The 17,614-nt window shown below is 72.8% G+C and carries 18 protein-coding genes and 1 other RNA gene; 11 read left to right on the top strand and 8 right to left on the bottom strand.

The features are described 5' to 3' along the window. Window positions 1–126: 126 nt before the first annotated feature. The 4 genes from efeO to ACGF3I_RS17350 are packed head-to-tail and all read left to right on the top strand — an operon-like array spanning window position 127 to window position 4,402. A complete protein-coding gene (gene efeO, locus ACGF3I_RS17365) occupies window positions 127–1,272 on the top strand; it encodes an iron uptake system protein EfeO (protein ID WP_393132813.1) in 1,146 nt (381 codons plus the stop codon). Window positions 1,273–1,296: 24 nt separating this feature from the next. After that, window positions 1,297–2,559: an iron uptake transporter deferrochelatase/peroxidase subunit gene (gene efeB / locus ACGF3I_RS17360; protein ID WP_393132811.1), complete on the top strand. Its 1,263-nt coding sequence runs from the start codon at window positions 1,297–1,299 to the stop codon at window positions 2,557–2,559. 9 nt (window positions 2,560–2,568) lie between these two features. Beyond that, window positions 2,569–3,543, top strand: a complete 975-nt coding sequence (gene efeU / locus ACGF3I_RS17355) for an iron uptake transporter permease EfeU (RefSeq protein ID WP_393132809.1) — start codon at window positions 2,569–2,571, stop codon at window positions 3,541–3,543. Then, a complete protein-coding gene (locus ACGF3I_RS17350; protein WP_393133176.1) occupies window positions 3,443–4,402 on the top strand; it encodes a hypothetical protein in 960 nt (319 codons plus the stop codon). The genes efeU and ACGF3I_RS17350 overlap by 101 nt, the downstream gene beginning before the upstream one ends. A gap of 674 nt (window positions 4,403–5,076) precedes the next feature. Here ACGF3I_RS17350 and ACGF3I_RS17345 read toward each other — a convergent pair. Next, window positions 5,077–5,805: a bifunctional DNA primase/polymerase gene (locus tag ACGF3I_RS17345; RefSeq protein WP_393132807.1), complete on the bottom strand. Its 729-nt coding sequence runs from the start codon at window positions 5,803–5,805 to the stop codon at window positions 5,077–5,079. Between the two features lie 143 nt (window positions 5,806–5,948). Then, window positions 5,949–6,557, bottom strand: coding sequence for a TetR/AcrR family transcriptional regulator (locus ACGF3I_RS17340; protein ID WP_393132805.1), 609 nt, complete (start codon window positions 6,555–6,557; stop codon window positions 5,949–5,951). Window positions 6,558–6,706: 149 nt separating this feature from the next. Between ACGF3I_RS17340 and ACGF3I_RS17335 the strand changes: the two genes are divergently transcribed. Both ACGF3I_RS17335 and ddaH read left to right on the top strand, forming a co-directional pair. After that, complete coding sequence (locus tag ACGF3I_RS17335; RefSeq protein ID WP_393132803.1) at window positions 6,707–6,895, top strand: DUF6243 family protein; 189 nt, start codon at window positions 6,707–6,709, stop codon at window positions 6,893–6,895. A gap of 76 nt (window positions 6,896–6,971) precedes the next feature. Next, window positions 6,972–7,871 carry a dimethylargininase gene (ddaH, locus tag ACGF3I_RS17330; protein ID WP_393132801.1) on the top strand — a complete coding sequence of 300 codons (900 nt, stop codon included), beginning with the start codon at window positions 6,972–6,974 and terminating at the stop codon, window positions 7,869–7,871. Window positions 7,872–7,907: 36 nt separating this feature from the next. Here ddaH and ACGF3I_RS17325 read toward each other — a convergent pair whose 3' ends face one another. Together ACGF3I_RS17325 and ACGF3I_RS17320 are read right to left on the bottom strand one after the other, a co-directional pair. Then, window positions 7,908–8,927 carry a small ribosomal subunit Rsm22 family protein gene (locus ACGF3I_RS17325; RefSeq protein WP_393132799.1) on the bottom strand — a complete coding sequence of 340 codons (1,020 nt, stop codon included), beginning with the start codon at window positions 8,925–8,927 and terminating at the stop codon, window positions 7,908–7,910. A gap of 10 nt (window positions 8,928–8,937) precedes the next feature. Beyond that, window positions 8,938–10,296: a Bcr/CflA family multidrug efflux MFS transporter gene (locus tag ACGF3I_RS17320; RefSeq protein WP_393132797.1), complete on the bottom strand. Its 1,359-nt coding sequence runs from the start codon at window positions 10,294–10,296 to the stop codon at window positions 8,938–8,940. A gap of 346 nt (window positions 10,297–10,642) precedes the next feature. Between ACGF3I_RS17320 and ACGF3I_RS17315 the strand changes: the two genes are divergently transcribed. Together ACGF3I_RS17315 and ACGF3I_RS17310 are read left to right on the top strand one after the other, a co-directional pair. After that, window positions 10,643–11,404, top strand: coding sequence for an SDR family oxidoreductase (locus ACGF3I_RS17315; RefSeq protein ID WP_393132795.1), 762 nt, complete (start codon window positions 10,643–10,645; stop codon window positions 11,402–11,404). An 85-nt stretch (window positions 11,405–11,489) separates the two neighbouring features. Further along, window positions 11,490–12,383: a PhzF family phenazine biosynthesis protein gene (locus tag ACGF3I_RS17310; protein WP_393133174.1), complete on the top strand. Its 894-nt coding sequence runs from the start codon at window positions 11,490–11,492 to the stop codon at window positions 12,381–12,383. 143 nt (window positions 12,384–12,526) lie between these two features. On the opposite strand, the gene ACGF3I_RS17305 is transcribed toward ACGF3I_RS17310, so the two are convergent. Continuing rightward, window positions 12,527–12,850 (bottom strand): nuclear transport factor 2 family protein, encoded by a 324-nt coding sequence (locus ACGF3I_RS17305; protein WP_393132793.1) that lies wholly within the window; start codon window positions 12,848–12,850, stop codon window positions 12,527–12,529. 122 nt (window positions 12,851–12,972) lie between these two features. Here ACGF3I_RS17305 and ACGF3I_RS17300 point away from each other — a divergent pair, with 122 nt between their 5' ends. After that, window positions 12,973–13,305, top strand: coding sequence for a MazG-like family protein (locus ACGF3I_RS17300; protein WP_393132791.1), 333 nt, complete (start codon window positions 12,973–12,975; stop codon window positions 13,303–13,305). Window positions 13,306–13,357: 52 nt separating this feature from the next. Here ACGF3I_RS17300 and ACGF3I_RS17295 read toward each other — a convergent pair whose 3' ends face one another. Both ACGF3I_RS17295 and rnpB read right to left on the bottom strand, forming a co-directional pair. Next, entirely contained in the window at window positions 13,358–13,552 is a 195-nt protein-coding gene (locus ACGF3I_RS17295; RefSeq protein ID WP_267055658.1) for a hypothetical protein, read from the bottom strand. A 196-nt stretch (window positions 13,553–13,748) separates the two neighbouring features. Continuing rightward, window positions 13,749–14,145, bottom strand: an RNA gene (gene rnpB, locus ACGF3I_RS17290) — RNase P RNA component class A. A 118-nt stretch (window positions 14,146–14,263) separates the two neighbouring features. Here rnpB and ACGF3I_RS17285 point away from each other — a divergent pair. Both ACGF3I_RS17285 and ACGF3I_RS17280 read left to right on the top strand, forming a co-directional pair. Then, the gene (locus tag ACGF3I_RS17285) at window positions 14,264–15,049 is read left to right on the top strand and encodes a MerR family transcriptional regulator (RefSeq protein ID WP_393132789.1); all 786 of its coding nucleotides are present in this window, start codon (window positions 14,264–14,266) and stop codon (window positions 15,047–15,049) included. After that, window positions 15,046–15,645 carry a hypothetical protein gene (locus ACGF3I_RS17280; protein WP_393132787.1) on the top strand — a complete coding sequence of 200 codons (600 nt, stop codon included), beginning with the start codon at window positions 15,046–15,048 and terminating at the stop codon, window positions 15,643–15,645. Before ACGF3I_RS17285 ends, ACGF3I_RS17280 begins: the two co-directional genes overlap by 4 nt. Before the next feature lie 7 nt (window positions 15,646–15,652). On the opposite strand, the gene ACGF3I_RS17275 is transcribed toward ACGF3I_RS17280, so the two are convergent. Continuing rightward, complete coding sequence (locus ACGF3I_RS17275; protein WP_393132785.1) at window positions 15,653–17,092, bottom strand: RNB domain-containing ribonuclease; 1,440 nt, start codon at window positions 17,090–17,092, stop codon at window positions 15,653–15,655. Window positions 17,093–17,614 lie beyond the last annotated feature (522 nt).

Below are 17,614 nucleotides of genomic sequence, written 5' to 3'. Positions count from 1 at the left end.
GGCGTGACCGCGATGTGACCGGTGAGAGCTGAATCACGCACCCAGTGGGTATCGGTCAGGTAAGGCTCGGTTAAGTTAGGTCCGCCTCAGTCGACCTGTCGACCCTGAACCCAGCGTGGAGCCCGCATGCGACCCGTCCGTACCACCGTAGTCACCGCCGCCGCCGCCGTCGCGGCCCTGACCGCCGTCACGGGCTGTGCCGACAAGAGCGACGCCAAGGCCGACGGCGCCGCGGGCTCCGTCCAGATCACCGCCACCGACAGCTCCTGCAAGCTGTCGAAGACGGACATCCCGGCCGGCCACGTCAAGTTCGACATCCAGAACAAGGGCTCCAAGGTCACCGAGGTCTACCTGCTCTTCCCGGACGACCGCATCGTCGCCGAGCGCGAGAACATAGGCCCCGGCCTCAAGCAGCAGCTCACCGCCGAGGTCAAGGCCGGCTCGTACGAGGTCGCCTGCAAGCCCGGCATGAAGGGCGACGGCATCCGCCAGAAGGTCAGCGTCACCGGCGGCGCCGCCGTCAAGCGCAACCCGCAGCTGGACGGCGCCGTGGCCGCGTACCGCAAGTACGCGCAGGAGCAGGCGGACCAGACGCTGCCCAAGGTCAAGGTCTTCACCGACGCCGTGCGGGCCGGTGACGTGGAGGGCGCCAAGAAGGCGTTCGCCCCCTCCCGCCTCGGCTGGGAGCGCACCGAGCCGGTCGCGGAGTCCTTCGGTGACATCGACCCGCTGACCGACACCCGCGAGGACGGCCTGGAGAAGGGCCAGAAGTGGACCGGCTGGCACCGCCTGGAGAAGTCCCTCTGGGTCGACGGGAAGATCGGCCAGGAGGAGAAGGACCTCGCCACCCAGCTGGACAAGGACCTGACCGACTGGCAGAAGCGCGTCGGCACCGCCGAGATCACCCCGACCTCGATGGCCAACGGCGCCAAGGAACTCCTCGACGAGGTCGCCACCGGCAAGATCACCGGCGAGGAGGACCGCTACAGCCACACCGACCTGTCCGACTTCAAGGGCAACGTCGAGGGCGCGCAGCAGGCCTACGAGCTGCTGAAGCCGGTCGCCGCCAAGAACGACCCGGCGCTCGCCGCCGACCTGGACAAGCAGTTCGCCTCCCTGAACACCCTTCTCGACAAGTACCGCTCGGACAAGACCTCTTACGATTTCACTTCGTACGACAAGGTGAGCGAAGGTGACCGCAAGCAGCTCTCGGACGCCGTGAACGCGCTCGCCGAGCCGCTCTCCAAGCTCGCCGCGGCCGTCGCGAAGTAACCCAGCATCCAGGAGGAGACCACCATGAGCGACACGACCGAGGCCACGGGGACCGGCAGGTCCCCCTCACGCCGGGCCCTGCTCGGCTGGGGCGGGGCGGGGCTCGCGCTGGGCGCGGCCGCCGCGGGTGGCACGGTCGCCGTCGTGAAGGGCTCGGGCAGCGACGCGGTGCCCGCCGCCGACGCGGGCGCCGCGGTGCCGTTCCACGGCGCCCACCAGGCCGGCATAGCCACCGCCGTCCAGGACCGGCTGCACTTCGCCTCGTTCGACGTGACGACGAAGGACCGCGCCGAGCTGGTGCGGCTCCTCAAGGACTGGACGGCGGCGGCCGCCGCGATGACCGAGGGCAAGCCCGTCGGCGAGGGCGCCTACGGCGGTCTCGCCGAGGCGCCGCCGGACGACACGGGCGAGGCGCTCGGCCTCAAGCCGTGCCGGCTGACCCTGACCTTCGGCGTCGGCCCCTCCCTCTTCGCCAAGGACCGCTTCGGCCTGGAGGCCAGGCGGCCCGAGGCCCTGGTGGACATCGAGCAGTTCCCGGGCGACAACCTCGACCCGGCGCGCAGCGGCGGCGACCTGTGCGTGCAGGCCTGCGCCGACGACCCGCAGGTCGCGGTGCACGCGATCCGCAACCTGGCCCGCATCGGCATGGGCAAGGTCGCCATCCGCTGGTCGCAGCTCGGCTTCGGCAAGACGTCCTCGACGACGCCGGACGCCCAGACGCCGCGCAACATGATGGGCTTCAAGGACGGCACGCGGAACGTCGCGGGCACCGACACCAAGGCGCTCGACGAGCACGTCTGGGTCGGCGCCAAGGACGGCTCCGACTGGATGACCGGCGGCTCCTACCTGGTCGCCCGCCGCATCCGGATGCACATCGAGACCTGGGACCGCACCTCCCTCCAGGAGCAGGAGGACGTCTTCGGCCGCGACAAGGGCGAGGGCGCCCCGGTCGGCAAGGCCAAGGAGCGCGACGAGCCGTTCCTGAAAGCGATGAAGCCGACCGCGCACGTGCGCCTCGCGCACCCCGACTCCAACGACGGCGCACGGATCCTGCGCCGCGGCTACTCCTTCACGGACGGCACGGACGGCCTCGGCCGCCTGGACGCGGGCCTGTTCTTCCTGGCCTACCAGCGCGACGTGCGCAAGGGATTCCTGCCCGTCCAGCGCGCGCTGGCCCGCCACGACGCGCTCAACGAATACATCCAGCACGTGGGTTCGGCGATTTTCGCGATCCCGCCGGGCGTCCGTGACAAGGGCGACTGGTGGGGCCGGGGACTCTTCGGCTGAGAGGAAGACATGTTCGCCAACTATCTGATCGGCCTGCGCGAGGGGCTCGAAGCGAGCCTGGTCGTCTGCATCCTCATCGCCTACCTGGTCAAGACCGGCCGCAGGGACGCCCTGAAGCCGGTGTGGACCGGCGTCGCGGTGGCCGTGATCGTCGCGTTCGCCTTCGGTGCCGGACTCGAGTTCGGCTCCCAGGAGATGACCTTCAAGGCCCAGGAGGCGCTCGGCGGTTCGCTGTCGATCGTCGCCGTCGGCCTGGTCACCTGGATGGTCTTCTGGATGCGGCGCACCGCGCGGCACCTGAAGCGCGAGCTGCACGGCAAGTTGGACTCGGCGCTGCGCATGGGCACCGGCGCGCTCGTGGCCACCGCGTTCCTCGCGGTCGGCCGCGAGGGCCTGGAGACGGCCCTCTTCGTGTGGACGTCGGTGCACGCGGCCGGCTCCGAGAACGGCACCGTGCAGCCGATGGCGGGCGCCCTGCTCGGCCTCGCCACCGCGGTGTTCCTCGGCTGGCTGTTCTACCGCGGCGCCCTGCGGATCAACCTGGCCAAGTTCTTCACGTGGACCGGCCGCATGCTGGTGGTCGTGGCGGCGGGCGTCCTCGCGTACGGAGTGCACGACCTCCAGGAGGCGGACTTCCTCCCGGGCATCAACTCCCTTGCCTTCGACATCAGTTCGACGATCGCGCCGGACAGCTGGTACGGCACGCTCCTCAAGGGCGTCTTCAACTTCCAGCCCGACCCGACGGTCGTCCAGGTCACGGTCTGGGCCCTGTACCTGATCCCCACGCTCGTCCTGTTCTTCGCCCCGGTAGGGTTCCGGAAGTCCGAGGGGACGACGAGGGTCGAGGGGCAGAAGGCGGTCCATGAGCAGGGTGAGTCGGCTGATGGCGGGGCTCGCGACGGTGACCGTACTGACGGTGACCGCGAGCGGCTGCGTGACGGTGCACGGGGAGCGGGAAGTCGTACCGTCGGCGACGAAGGCTGAGGCCGCCCGGGCCCTCACCGAGTTCACCGACGCCTACAACAAGGCCGACAAGGCGTACGACCCGGCCCTGGACGCGGGCCGGGTCACCGGCCCGTTCGGCGCCACGACCCAGGCGGGCTTCACGGCCCGCCACGTGACGAGCCCGGCGGGCAACGCCCAGCATTCGGCGCTGGCCCTGACCGACGCGGCCTACACCATCCCCAAGCAGGCGGGCTGGCCGCGCTGGTTCGTGGCCGACACCGACTCCAACCGCGACCAGGACGACAAGGGCCCCGGCGACACCCGCTGGCTGCTGCTGTTCATACGCTCCGGCCCCGAACAGGACTGGAAGCTGGCCTACTTGTCGATCCTGGGCGTCAAGGAGGTTCCCGCCTTCAAGACGGACAAGGACGGCTGGGCGGAGCCGGTACGCCCCGACGACCCCTCCCTCGCGGTCGCCCCCAAGGACCTGAGCGCCCGGTACGCCTCCTACCTCCAGGACGGCACACCGGCGGTGTTCGCGACCGGTGACCACACCAGCGGCTGGCGCGAGGCGCGCCGCAAGAACGCGGTACGGTCCGGCCGCATCAGCCAGTTCATCGACCAGCCGCTGACCGACGGCGACTACGCCCCCCTGGGCCTGCGCACCGCCGACGGCCGCGCCCTGATCTTCTTCAGCGCCCGCCACTTCGAGCGCCAGACGGTGGCGAAGGGGGTGCGCCTTGACATCTCCCCCGACGAGCGGGCACTCCTGTCGGGCCAGGTGAACGCGTCCCTGACCCGCGAGTGGATCTCGAACGAGCTGGCGCTGGTGCCGGCGAAGGGGGATGTGGTGGTGGCGAACCGTGTGCAGGGCCTGATAGCCCTGAAGGGCGAGTAGCCCCCACCCCGAGCCACCCGGGCCCCGGCCCCGGCCCCGGCCCACACCCTGCCCCCGGCGGGGCCCGCGCCCCTGGCGGTGCTGGTGCGGGACGGGCTGTTTCCGTGGGCCGGAGCCCATGCGGGGCTCGGTCGGGTGCGGGTCGTGGTCGCTTCTCGCGCAGTTCCCCGCGCCCCTGACAGGGCTGGCGCGGGAGGGGCTTGTGCCTGTGGCCGGGGCCTTGCGGGGCTCGGTCGGGTGCGGGTCGCGGTTGCTTCTCGCGCAGTTCCCCGCGCCCCTGGCAGGGCTGGTGCGGGACGGGCTTGTGTCTGTGGCCGGAGCCCATGCGGGGCTCGGTCGGGTGCGGGTCGTGGACGCTTCTCGCGCAGTTCCCCGCGCCCCTTGGCGGGACCGGTGCTGGCCCGCACGGGCAACCTCAGCCCGTCCGGCGATTGAGGACGAGCGCCGTTCAGGCGCGAAAGGGGGGTTCGGGGGCGCAGCCCCTGAGCAGGGGTGCAGGGGGCGAAGTCCCCGCGCGGGGGTGCAGGGGGCGGAGCCCCCGCCGGGGTCCGAGGGGCGGAGCCCCTCAGCGGGTCTGGGGCGCAGCCCCAGGGCCGGGCACCCTTCAACCCCCTTCACGGGCGGGCGGGTAAGACAAGCACGCCAGGGGGTCTGGGGCGCAGCCCCGGAAAGACCTACCTGCCCAGCGGCCAGGCAGCCGCATGCTCCCCCGCGTACCGAGCACACGCATCAGTCAACGCCTCAAGCAAGGTAAGCGGATCCGGAAGCCCCAGCTCAACCCCCCGAACCCACCCCACCCCAAGCCCCCCCGGCAACCGCGCAGGCGGCACAAGCACATAGCTCCCCCGACAGTGCCACCGCAGCCCCGGATGCTCGTCCATCGTCTCGGGATGGCAGTCGAGCTCGCAGGGCCACCACTCGTCCTCGTCCTCGGGCGTCCCGCGCGTAGCGGTGAAGAACAGCATCCGCCCGTGGTCCCCGTCCCCGGCCGCCTCGGCGACCGGCCCGACGTCGACCCCTTCCGAGAGCAGCCGCGCCAACGCCTCGCGCCCCGCTTCGAGCGGTACGTCGAGCACGTCATGGACCATCCCGGTCGCGGTGATGAAGTTCGCCTCGGGCTGCCCGAGCGCCCAGCGCTCGATCTGTCCGCGGTCGGTGGTGGACTGGGTCTGCCAGGCGAAGGAGACGGGGTGGCGGGCGGGCGTGGGACACCCGACGCGGTCGCAGGAACACCGGTAGCCGACGGGATACGCGGCGGGCGCGAGGGGCATTCCGGCGGCGGCCACGGCCAGGAGCAGCGAGAGCCGGCCCTCGTCCGCGCCCGGAGCGTCCTTGGGCCGCCTGCGCAGCCATCGGGACAGTTTGCTCTCCTCGCCGCGCGAACGGCCGAACTCAGCGCCCATCTATCCCCTCACCTCACCGTCGACCCCGGGGACTCCCGTCCACGGGGAACATCGTCCCACCATCCTGCTCCCCGGGTGACCGGAGCGGACATCCGGGGGGTGTGAGATGACCCGCCCATGACCATCGGACACCGCCCCGGTGATCAGCGGGGGGCGATTCCGCGCAGGGCGTACTCGACGAGGCTGTCCGCGTAGGCGTGGCTGAGCGGCAGGGTGCGCAGCAGCCAGCGGTGGGTGAGCGGCCCGACGAACAGCTCGACCGCGACCCGGGCGTCGACCCCGGCCGCGACCTGGCCCGCCTCCTGCGCCGCGCGGAGCCGGTCGACGTACAGCTGGAGCGAGGGTTCGAGCAGCCGGCTCACGAACCGGGCGCCCAGCTCGGGGTTGATGACCCCCTCGGCCGCCAGCGCGCGGTAGGGCGCCTCGAAGCCGGGGTCGGTGAGTTCGTCGACGGTGAGGCGGAGCACCTGCTTGAGGTCGGCCGCCAGATCGCCGGTGTCGGGGAGCGCGGGGTCGCTCACGGCCTCGGCGGCCTGCTCGCCCCGGGCGAGGAACGCCTCCAGGAGGACCTCGGCCTTGGAGGGCCACCAGCGGTAGATCGTCTGCTTGCCGACACCCGCGCGCGCCGCGATGCCCTCGATGGTCGTCCTGCCGTACCCCGCCTCGCCCACGAGCGCGAGCGCGGCGTCGTAGATCGCGCGGCGCGAGCGCTCGCTGCGGCGGGTGGAATCGGGTGCCCTGGTCTCTGCCATGCGCCGAGTCTAACCCTTCGCGAGGCGAGACGTATCGTCTCCTGACAAGACGAGTCGTCTCGTTCACACTCAAGTCATGAGGCGAGACGGATCGTCTCGCTACAGCTTGGGCCTCACCCACGAGGCACCGACGGAAGAGGAGTTGTGTCATGACCCGAGGTGGAGCAGGAAACATGCTGGGCGTCGGCGGCACCCGGAGCCGGCTCTCGCGCAAGGCGCTGCGCGGTGCGGGCGGCGGCGCCCACGGCCCGGGCGGCGGCCCGATGGATCCGATGGCCCAAAAGCGCGAGCTGCTGCGGAAGTTGAAGGAGGGACGCACGGCACCGGAAGAGCCGTGAGCGTGCGAATGAACCGTACGGGCCAGGCGAAAAACACCCGGACGGTGCACTGCGCGGACGCTCCGCACGGCGGACCATGGGCTGCACGCGGTTGCGCGCCCGCGCAGCCCAAGTCGCCCGTGAGGAGCCCTCATTGCCTCGTGCACCCCGTGACCTCCGCACCCGGAGAACCGCCCGACCCCGGCGCTATCTGATGTGCCCACCGGCACACTTCAAGGTCACGTACTCCATCAACCCCTGGATGGACCCGGAAAAGCCGGTCGACCTGCCGCTGGCGCTCGCCCAGTGGGAGGACCTGCGCGACCGCTACCGCGCGCTCGGCCACACCGTCGAGCTGCTCGACCCCCGCCCCGACCTGCCCGACATGGTCTTCGCCGCCAACGGAGCCACCGTGATCGACAGCCGGGTGCTCGGCGCCCGCTTCGCGCATCCGGAACGCGCGGCGGAGGCCGGGGTCCATCTGGACTGGTTCCGTGCCCACGGTTTCACCACCGTCCACGAGCCCGCCCACATCAACGAGGGCGAGGGCGACTTCGCCGTCACGGCCTCCTATCTGCTCGCCGGGCGCGGCTTCCGCTCCAGCCCGCTGTCGCACGACGAGGCCCAGGAGTTCTTCGGCCGCCCGGTCATCGGCCTCGACCTGGTCGACCCGCGCTACTACCACCTGGACACGGCCCTGTGCGTCCTGGACGACGAGGCCGACGAGATCATGTACTACCCGCCGGCCTTCTCGCCGGGCAGCCGGGCCGTCCTGTCCCGCCTGTTTCCGCACGCCCTGATCGCCGAGGAGCCGGACGCGGCGGCCCTCGGGCTCAACGCCGTGAGCGACGGTCTGCACGTCCTGCTCCCCCAGGGTGCCGTCGGCCTCTACGACCCGCTGCGCGCGCGGGGCTACGAGCCGATCGGCATGGACCTGGGCGAGCTGCTCAAGGGAGGCGGCAGCGTGAAGTGCTGCACCCAGGAACTGCGTTCCTGACCGGACGGGACCGGCCGGGCGCCTGCGGGTCAGGAGTCAGGAGCCCGGCTCTGCGGGGTGGGACGGCCACGGGTCGCCCCACTCGGCATCCCGGGCCTCCCGGTACAGCGCCCCGTGCCGCTTGCTGACCGTCTCGCGGCGCAGCTGCTCCTCGGCCGTGCACAGGTCGAGCAGCACCTGGCCCTTGCGGATCTGGGGCCGCCGGATGATCCGCGCGGAGGCGGGCCCGGGGGCGAACCGGGTCGCCGCGACGTAGCTGAACTTCTCGTCCTCGTAGGCCAGGGAGCCGCCCTTGACCTGGCGGTGCAGCGAGGAGCGGCTGACCCGGGCCGAGAAGTGGCACCAGTCGGTGCCGGGTTCGATGGGGCAGGCGGCGCTGTGCGGGCAGGGCGCCGCGATGTGCAGACCGGCCGCGACGAGCCGGTCGCGCGCCTCGATGACGCGGGCGTAACCGTCGGGGGTGCCGGGCTCCACCACCACGACGGCGCCGGTCGCGGCGCCGGCCGCCGCGTCCACCAGGGAGCGGCGGTCCTCGGGGGTGAGTTCGTTCAGGACGTAGGAGACGGTGACGAGGTCGGCGCCGTCCAGGGCGAGGGCCGGGCCGATGCGGGCGCGTTCCCAGCGGGCGGAGCGCAGGCCCGGGAGCCCGGAGGCTTCGGCGAGTTGACGGCCGACGGCGAGCGCGGGCTCCGCCCAGTCGAGGACGGTCGTGGCGACGGGGACCTCCGCGTCCTCCCAGGCCTCGGCCACCGCCCAGCTCGCCGCGCCCGTGCCGCCGCCGACGTCGGTGTGCGTGGCGGGCGTCCACTCTCCGGTCGCGTCCCGGAGCGCGCCGAGCGCGGAGCGCACCGCCTCGAAGGTGGCGGGCATCCGGTAGGCGGCGTAGGCGGCGACGTCGGAGCGGTCGCGCAGTACCGGGGCGTGGGTGGGGACGACACCGCGGTAATGGCTGATCAGCCGGTCGACGGCGCGGGTGGTCTGTGAGGGCGGCAGCCCGTCGAGCAGTCCGGCCAGGGCCGAGCGCAGGGCGTCCGGGACGGGGAGGGAGTGGTTCACCGGCAGGAGTCTACTTTTGCGGCGCCGGGTCGCCGGCCGCGCCGATGAGCGGCTCGTGCCCACGCTGCCAGGGCCGGCACAGCAGCAGGAAGCAGAGCAGGGCGGCGACGGCGGACGCCAGCTGGACCACCGCCATGGGCACCGCGGTCGCCTCGCCCGCGATGCCGACCAGCGGGGAGGCGATCGCTCCGACCAGGAAGGAGGAGGTGCCGAGCAGCGCGGAGGCGGAGCCCGCGGCGTTCGGGGTGCGCATCAGGGCCTGGGCGTTGGTGTTGGGCATCGCGAGGCCCATCGCCGACATGAGGACGAACAGACCGGCCGCGACGGGCGCGAGGCCCACGTCGCCGAAGACCCCGGAGGTCATCAGGAGCAGGGCCGTCGCCGCCAGGGCGATGACGGCGAGGCCGAAGCCGAGCGCCTTGTCGAGGCTGACCCGGCCGATGAGCACCTTGCCGTTGATCTGCCCGACGACGACCAGGCCCACGGAGTTGAGGCCGAACAGCAGCGAGAAGGTCTGCGGCGAGGCGCCGTAGATCTCCTGAACCACGAAGGGGGAGGCCGATATGTAGGCGAAGAGCGCCGCGAAGGCGAGGCCGCCCGCGAGCATGTAACCGGTGAACACCCGGTCCTTGAGCAGCCCGCCCATGGTGCGCAGGGCCTCTCCGACGCCGCCGGAGTGGCGCCGCTCCGGCGGCAGCGTCTCGTGCAGCCTCTTGAACACGACGGCGGTGAGCAGCACGCCGATCACGGTCAGCACGGCGAAGACACCGCGCCAGTCGGTCAGCCGCAGCACCTGCCCGCCGATCAGCGGGGCGACGACGGGGGCGACGCCGGAGATCAGCATCAGGGTGGAGAAGAAGCGGGCCATCTCCACGCCGTCATAGAGGTCGCGCACCACCGCCCGCGCGATCACGATGCCCGCGGCGCCGGCCAGGCCCTGCAACAGGCGGAAGGAGATGAGGAGTTCGGCATTGGGAGCGAAGGCGCAGACCGCGGTGGCCAGGACGTAGACGACCATGCCGATGAGGAGGGGCCGGCGGCGTCCCCACTTGTCGCTCATGGGCCCCACCACGAGCTGCCCGAGCGCCATGCCGGCGAGGCAGGCGGTGAGGGTGAGCTGGACGGTCGCGGCCGGGGAGTTCAGCGCGTCGGTGACCTGGGGCAGCGCCGGCAGGTACATGTCCATGGACAGTGGCGGCAGCGCGGTGAGCCCGCCGAGGACGAGCGTGACCAGAAGGCTCGTGCGCCGCAGGGCGGCGGTGGCGACGGCCTCGGGAGCCCGCGCACCGGCCGCGCTCGCCGCACTCGCTATGGGGCCCTGACTGTCGTCCCGGGCGTCCCGGGTCTCCTGGCCGCCGCTCTCCGGCATCGGTTTCACTCCCGCACGTTGAATCGAACAACCATGTTCTCAGCCCGAACCCGGCGGCGGGACCATCCGGGCGGCACAGGAAAGGAGGAACGGGTCACACCGGGCGGGGGGGGCGACTCTCACCCGGCGGTCGGCGGCCGGCCTTGCCCTGTCGGTCCCTCCAGTGACCGGCGGCACGGGCTGCCCCGGTGATCGACGGCCGACCGTACGGCACGGACCCCGCGGGTGGTCGATGGCCGACCGTACGGCGAGGGCTCCGACGGGCTCGGGCAGCCGGCCCGACAGCCGTGGCCGAATGGTGGACATGTCGTCTCACCAGGCGGTTGCTCCCGTACGCTCCGGGCTCATGGACATCACCTCGCAGAAGTCGGCTGTCGTGACCGGTGCCGGGTCCGGCATCGGCCGTTCCGTGGCGCTGGAGCTGGCCGGCGCGGGCTGGTCGGTGACGCTGGCCGGGCGCCGGGCCCAGGCCCTGGAGGAGACCGCGGCGCTGGCGGGGGCCGACGCCCGGGTGCTGTGCGTGCCCACGGACGTGACCTCGCCCGACGAGGTCGGCGCCCTGTTCGCGGCGGCCGGGGCGGCCCACGGCCGGGTGGACCTGCTGTTCAACAACGCGGGGACGTTCGGGCCGGGCGGGGTGGCGGTGGAGGACCTGTCGTACGAGGCGTGGCGCTCGGTGGTCGATGTGAACCTGACCGGCTCGTTCCTGTGTGCGCAGGCCGCGTTCCGGATCATGAAGGAGCAGGCGCCGCAGGGTGGCCGGATCATCAACAACGGGTCGATCTCGGCGCACGCGCCGCGGCCGAACTCGGTGGCGTACACGGCGACCAAGCACGCGATGACCGGGCTCACCAAGTCGCTGTCCCTGGACGGGCGTCCGTACCGGATCGCGGTCGGGCAGATCGACATCGGCAACGCGGCCACCGAGATGACCCAGCGGATGCAGACCGGTATCGCGCAGGCCAACGGGGAGCTGGCGGTGGAGCCGGTGATGGACGCGCGGGACGTGGCGCGCACGGTGCGGCACATGGCGGAGCTGCCGCTCGATGCGAACGTCCAGTTCGCCACGGTCCTGGCGACGGCCATGCCCTACATCGGCCGAGGCTGACCCCCCTCGGCCCGGCTCCGCCCCGCCCCGCCCGGCCCGGCCGCCCGGAATACCGCCGCCCGTAAGCCAGTTGGGCCTGATCATGATGACCAGTGAGGGAACACAGCCCGAGATCCTCCGCTACACCGCGTTCTCCAGCGACCCCGCCGGTGGCAACCCGGCAGGGGTCGTCCTGGACGCCTCGGGGCTCGACGACGCGGCGATGCTGGGGATCGCGGCCGAACTCGGCTACAGCGAGTCGGCGTTCCTGACGGCGCCGCCGGAGGGGCTCGGGAAGCCGGGGCGGGCGTTCACGCTGCGGTTCTTCAGCCCGAAGGCCGAGGTTCCGTTCTGCGGGCACGCCACCGTGGCGACGGCGATCGCGCTCGGCGAGCGGATCGGAACAGGGGAGCTGACGTTCGCGACCCCGGCCGGCACGGTCCCGGTGACCGTCGCCGAGGATGCGGCGAGCGGCGGCCTGCGGGCCACGCTAACCAGCGTCGAGCCGCACTCGGAGCCCGTCGACGACGAGGACCTCACCGAAGCGCTGGCCGCCCTGGACTGGCCGGCCGGGGATCTGGACGCCGCGATCCCGCCCCGGATCGCGTTCGCCGGGGCCCGCCATCTGGTTCTCGGCGCGGCGACCCGCGAGCGCCTGGCGGACCTGGCGTACGACTTCGACCGGCTCACCGCGCTGATGCACCGCCTCGACCTCACCACCGTCCAACTGGTGTGGCGCGCCTCGGAGTCGGTGTTCCATGTGCGCGACCCGTTCCCGGTCGGCGGGGTCGTGGAGGACCCGGCGACGGGCGCCGCGGCCGCGGCCTTCGGGGCGTACGCGCGTGAACTCGGCCTGGTCGCCGAGGAGTCGGTCCTGACCCTGCACCAGGGCGATGACCTCGGGCGCCCCGGAGTGCTCACCGTAACGCTGCGCGCGGGCGATGCGCGGGTGCGGGTGAGCGGCACCGGGACCGTCATCCCCGCCACCGTCCCCGCCTGAGGCCGAACACCGGGCGCAGTCGAACACCGGGAGCAGCCGGGGTCCGGAAGCAGCCGGGGTCCGGGGCCCCGAGGGGCCGAGGGGCCGAGGGGCCGAGGGGCCGAGGGGCCGAACGCCAGGGGCCCCTTGGGCTCCCCTGGGGCTCAGGCCTGGCCGGTCTCGAAGCGGCTGACCCTGCCGCCGTCGACGGTGAAGCGCCAGGAGGTGCGCATCTCGCCCCAGGTGTCGTTGCGGTAGTTGGCGACGAGGCCGAGCCCGTCGCGCGTCTGCTTCTCGATGTCCATGTGGCCGCCGGAGGAGAAGATCTCGCGCTCGGTCCAGTCGGTGACATCGCGGTCCGAACCGTCGTCGGACATGGTGGCGCCGGGCGCCAGGGCGGCGGCGAAGGCCTCGCGGTCACCGGAGTTGAGGGCGCCGACGAAGGCGCGGACGGCCGGATCGGTCAGCTTGTCGAGGGCGATGGTCACGGTCTCTCCTGGTCGGTGGGCAGGGGGAACGTGCGGGAACAGGTGTCCCCCGGGACACCCCCAGGACACCCCAGGTGCCGGTACGGCGCCACTGGTGCGCTGCCGGATGGCACCGTGGCCCCATGGACGAGACCCCCTGGAACTCCCCCTGGCCCACGGTGACCGCGCTGCACGCCTGGCTGACCGAGCGCAGCCCCGTACCCGCCGAGCAGCAGACGCTGCTGCGCATGCTCAAGCTGTCGGAGGAGGTGGGCGAGGTCGCCGAGGCCGTCATCGGGGCGACCGGGCAGAACCCGCGCAAGGGGGTCTCGCACAGCTGGCAGGACGTGCAGTCCGAGCTGTGCGACGTGATCGTCACCGCGATGGTCGCGCTGACCACCCTCACTCCGGACGCGGAGGCGGTGTTCGACGCCCACCTCGCGAAGGTGGCCCGGCGCTCACTCGGCGACGACTAGACGGCGGGGCCCCAGGCACGGGGCACAGCAGCCGACTCCGCCACCCGCCCGCTCAGCCGAGTTGTCCGAGCATGCCGGTGACGGAGTTGAGCGCGGTGTGCAGCGAGGGGGCCACCGCCGTGTCGGCGAGGTAGAAGCCGAACCCGGCGCAGATCAGCGCGTGGGACAGCTTGGTGCCGCCTTTGCGCCAGAGGAAGAAGGCTCCCGCCGCGAGGGCGAGCATCACGGGAAAGTGCAGGGAAGGCACGGCGTTTCACCTCGTGTGTCCCCGAGTGGGCCAGTGCGGCACCACCGCCGCCCGGGTCGGAGCGCGGGCTTCCGGTCGGTACCGCAGATCACGCTACGACCCCGGTGGGCATTGCGCCACACGGAGGATGAACGAACGGCCACGAAGAGTTATATGTGCAGTTCACGAGCGCTTAAGGGCAACCCGGGGGGTGGGGCAGACGAGTCGGGCTGTACGCCGGGTTCTGTACCCCGGGACCTCGCGGTCGTCGGGGCGACGGCCATCCATCTAGGACCGACGTTGCCGCCGGCCTCGTGCGGTCTACCCGCGGACTCGGGCAGGCTGCCCTCGAACGTCCGCGCAGAAGCACCGAGGTGCTCCCTCTTGACCTTGCTCCGGGTGGGGTTTACCTAGCCGCCTGAGTCACCTCAGGCGCTGGTGGTCTCTTACACCACCGTTTCACCCTTACCGGGGACCGAAGCCCCCGGCGGTCTGTTTTCTGTGGCACTGTCCCGCGGGTCACCCCGGGTGGCCGTTGGCCACCACCCTGCCTTGTGGAGCCCGGACGTTCCTCGGGAAGATCGAGATCTTCACGCGGCCGTCCGCCCGGCTCGTCTGCCGTGCCGCCCATGCTACCCGTCGCACGGCGCCCCACCGGCCGCGCCCCCGCGCCGGACGATCAAGGGCAGCCGCGCTTGACCCTGCCGCAGCGTCAACGTTTCTAATGAGCCCATGCGGATCTCGGAGCTTGCCGCGCTGGTAGGGGTGACCACGCGGGCCGTCAGGCACTACCACCACCTCGGACTGCTGCCGGAACCGGCCCGGCTGGCCAACGGCTACCGGCAGTACTCGGTCCGGGACGCCGTCGCGCTCGCCCGCATCCGACGGCTGACCGAGCTGGGTCTCGGCCTCGACGAGGTGCGGGACGTGATCGCCGACGACGCGGGGCACGAACTCGCGGACGTCCTGCGGGAGTTGGACGCCGACCTCGCCCGCCAGGAGGCGGCGATCCACGCCCGCCGGATGCGGCTCGCCACGCTGCTCACCCGGGCCGAGGGGGGCCGGCTGACCGCCGGCGACGAACTGTCCCCCGAACTGGCCGACTTCTTCGCCGAGTTGGGGCAGGAGCCGACAGATTCCGCGATGGCCGCCAAGGACCGCGAACTGCTCGCCCTGATGGAGACCGCCGCGGCTCCCGAGGACCGCGACCAGCTGATGTCCGCGCTGCGCTCCGCCACCACTGCACCGGGGGCCGCGGAGCGGGCGCGGCGGGTGTACGCGCTGCTCGACGATCTCGTGGACGCCGACCCGGCGGACCCCCGGGTCGACACGGCCGCGCGGGCGCTCGCCGACTGTCTGCCGCCCGAGCTGACGGCCGGAACCGCGGCGACGGCCGGTCCAGGCCCCGCCGACCAGGGTTTCCTCAAGGCCTTCCTCGCCGACTTCGCGCCCGCGCAGGCCGAGGCGGTGCGCCGGGCGCTGCTCAACGCCTCCGCACCCAACGGGGAGAAAACATGAAACAGGACGAGGGAGCGCTGCGACGGCTGGCCGCCCATGAGGGACGGGTGCTGCGGAGCTTCGGGCTCTGGCTCGGGCGCCGTCGCCCTCAAGTCGGTCCGGACGGGCGGGCGTTCGGTTACGCGAGCCCCCAGGCGGCGACGGTGTACGGGCTCGCCTTCGTCTGTGTCGTCGAGACGGTCGGGGTGTCGTTCCTGGTGCGCCAGTGGCCGGTGGTGCATGCGGTGCTGTTCGTCCTGGACCTCTACACGGTGGTCCTGGTGCTCGGCCTGCAGGCCGCCGCCGTGACCCGGCCGCACGTGCTCACCCCCGATGCGCTGCGGCTGCGCGCGGGCGCCCGGGTGGATCTGCTCGTCCCGCTGGACCTCCTGGCCTCGATCCGGCGGGAGCTGCGGTTCCAGGGCGCGGGCGGCGAGACGCCGGACCATGTGCTCGAACTCGCCGTCGGCTCCCAGACCTCCGTCACCATGGAGCTGACCCGGCCCGTCACCCACGTCCCGCTCCTGGGCCCGGCGCGCGAGGTGAGCGTCGTGCGGTTCCACGCGGACGAGGCCGGCGAGCTGGTCCGGGCGCTGCGGGCGGCCGTGGCCCCGTAGGGCGCGCTCAGGCCGGCGCGAACAGGACCTTCGCGGTGCCGGGGTCGGCCTGGGTGAGCCGGACGCGCAGCCGTTCACCGAGCGGGAGGGCGCCGCCGCCCTCGATGCGGGCGACCACGGCGGGCTCGCTCACATGGACGGTGCCGACGGTCGGCCGGTCCTCCTTGACGTCGATCACCATCGCGTCGAACAGCTCGCCCACGCGGTCCTTGAGCAGCGCCGCCTCGACGATGTCCACGCACTCGCGCTCCACGGTGTTGGCGCGGCTCGTGCCCTGCGCCATCTCCTTCGGCAGCTCGGCGAGCACGGCCGTCACCCACTCCGGCGGGTCCTGCCCCGCCACCGCCGCCAGACACAGCTCGCCCGCGTACCGGTCGACGAGACGGCGCAGCGGGGCGGTGCAGTGGGTGTACGGGGCGGCCACCGCGGCGTGCACGGCGAGTTCGGGGGCGGCGCCGCCGCTGAACACGGTGTACCCGGCGCCGCGCAGCAGCGAGGTGCACTCCTGGAGGAAGGCGGCGTGGTTCGGCTCGCGCGGGTCGAGGGAGCGGACGACCGCCGCGTACGGGACGTGGTGGGGCCAGTCGATGTGCAGCGCCTGTGCGCAACGGCGCAGCCGGGCGACGGCGCCGTCCGGGGCGCTGGGCAGGGTGCGCAGGACGCCGGTGCCGTACGCGAGCATCAGCTGGGCGCCCGCGATGCCGGTGAGCAGGGAGATCTGGGCGTTCCACCCGTCGGCCGGCAGGGGCGCGCGGTAGGTGAGGCCGTAACGCCCGTCGCGCTCGACGATCTCCTGCTCGGGGACGTTGAGCGAGATGCCGCCGCGGGCGACCTCCTGCTGCTCGCGCAGGGTGCCGATCTCGCGCAGCAGGGCGAGCGCCTCCGGCGCGGTGCCGGTGTCGATCTGCTTCTGCACGCCCTCGTAGTCGAGCTTGGCGCGGCTGCGGACCAGGGCGCGGCGCACGTCGGTGGCGGTGGGCGCGCCGTCGGCGTCCAGGTCGATCCGCCACAGCAGGGCGGGGCGCGTCCGGCCGGGGAGCAGGCTGGCCGCGCCCTCGGAGAGCACGGTGGGGTGCAGCGGGGTCTTCTCGTCGGGGAAGTAGAGCGTGGCCACCCGGCGGTGGGCCTCGGCGTCCAGGGCGCCGCCCGGCGTGACGAACGCGGCGACGTCCGCGATCGCGTAGTACACCCGGTAGCCGCCGCCCGCCCGGCGCTCCAGGTGCATGGCCTGGTCGAGGTCGGTGGAGGTGGGCGGGTCGATGGTGAAGAGCTCGATGCCGGTCGCGTCGTACGCGGGCAGCCGCGGACCGGCGGCGGCCCGCTCGGCCTCGGCGAGGGCCTCCGGCGGGAAGGTGGGGGGTACGTCGAGCTGGGTGCGGAGTGCGGTGAAGGCGGTGTGCAGGGGGGTTTCTGTGCGGGGGCGCAGGTGGAGCCGACGACGGGGCATGCCCCGAGCGTAGATCCGCCCGCCCCCCACGGCACGCCGTACCTCCGGGGCCGCGCCCCGGGCGGTACTGGGTGCCCGGGGCATGCGCAGTTCCCCGCGCCCCTTGCCCCCACGGTCGCCTGCGGACCGTGCCCGCTTCTCGCGCAGTTCCCCGCGCCCCTAACTGCGCCGGTGCGGGCCAGCATGCGCATCCTCAGCCCGTCCGGCGATTGAGGACGAGCGCCCTTTAGGCGCGAAGGGGGGTGCAGGGGGCGCAGCCCCCGCCGGGGTCCGAGGGGCGGAGCCCCTCAGCGGGTCTGGGGCGCAGCTCCAGGGCTCAGCCGGGTCAACCCGCTGCACGGGCGGGCGGGTGGGCAAACCCGCCGGGTCCGAGGGGCGGAGCCCCTCGGGGGGTCTGGGGCGCAGCCCCAGGGGCCGGCACCCTCCAACCCCCTGCACGGGCGGGCGGGTGGGCAAACCCGCCGGGGTCCGAGGGGCGGAGCCCCTCAGCGGGTCTGGGGCGCAGCCCCAGGGCTCAGCCGG

This window comes from Streptomyces sp. NPDC048111, from assembly GCF_043202815.1.
In the GTDB taxonomy this organism is placed as follows: Bacteria; Actinomycetota; Actinomycetes; order Streptomycetales; family Streptomycetaceae; genus Streptomyces.
This window is presented reverse-complemented; position numbering and strand designations above follow the sequence as displayed.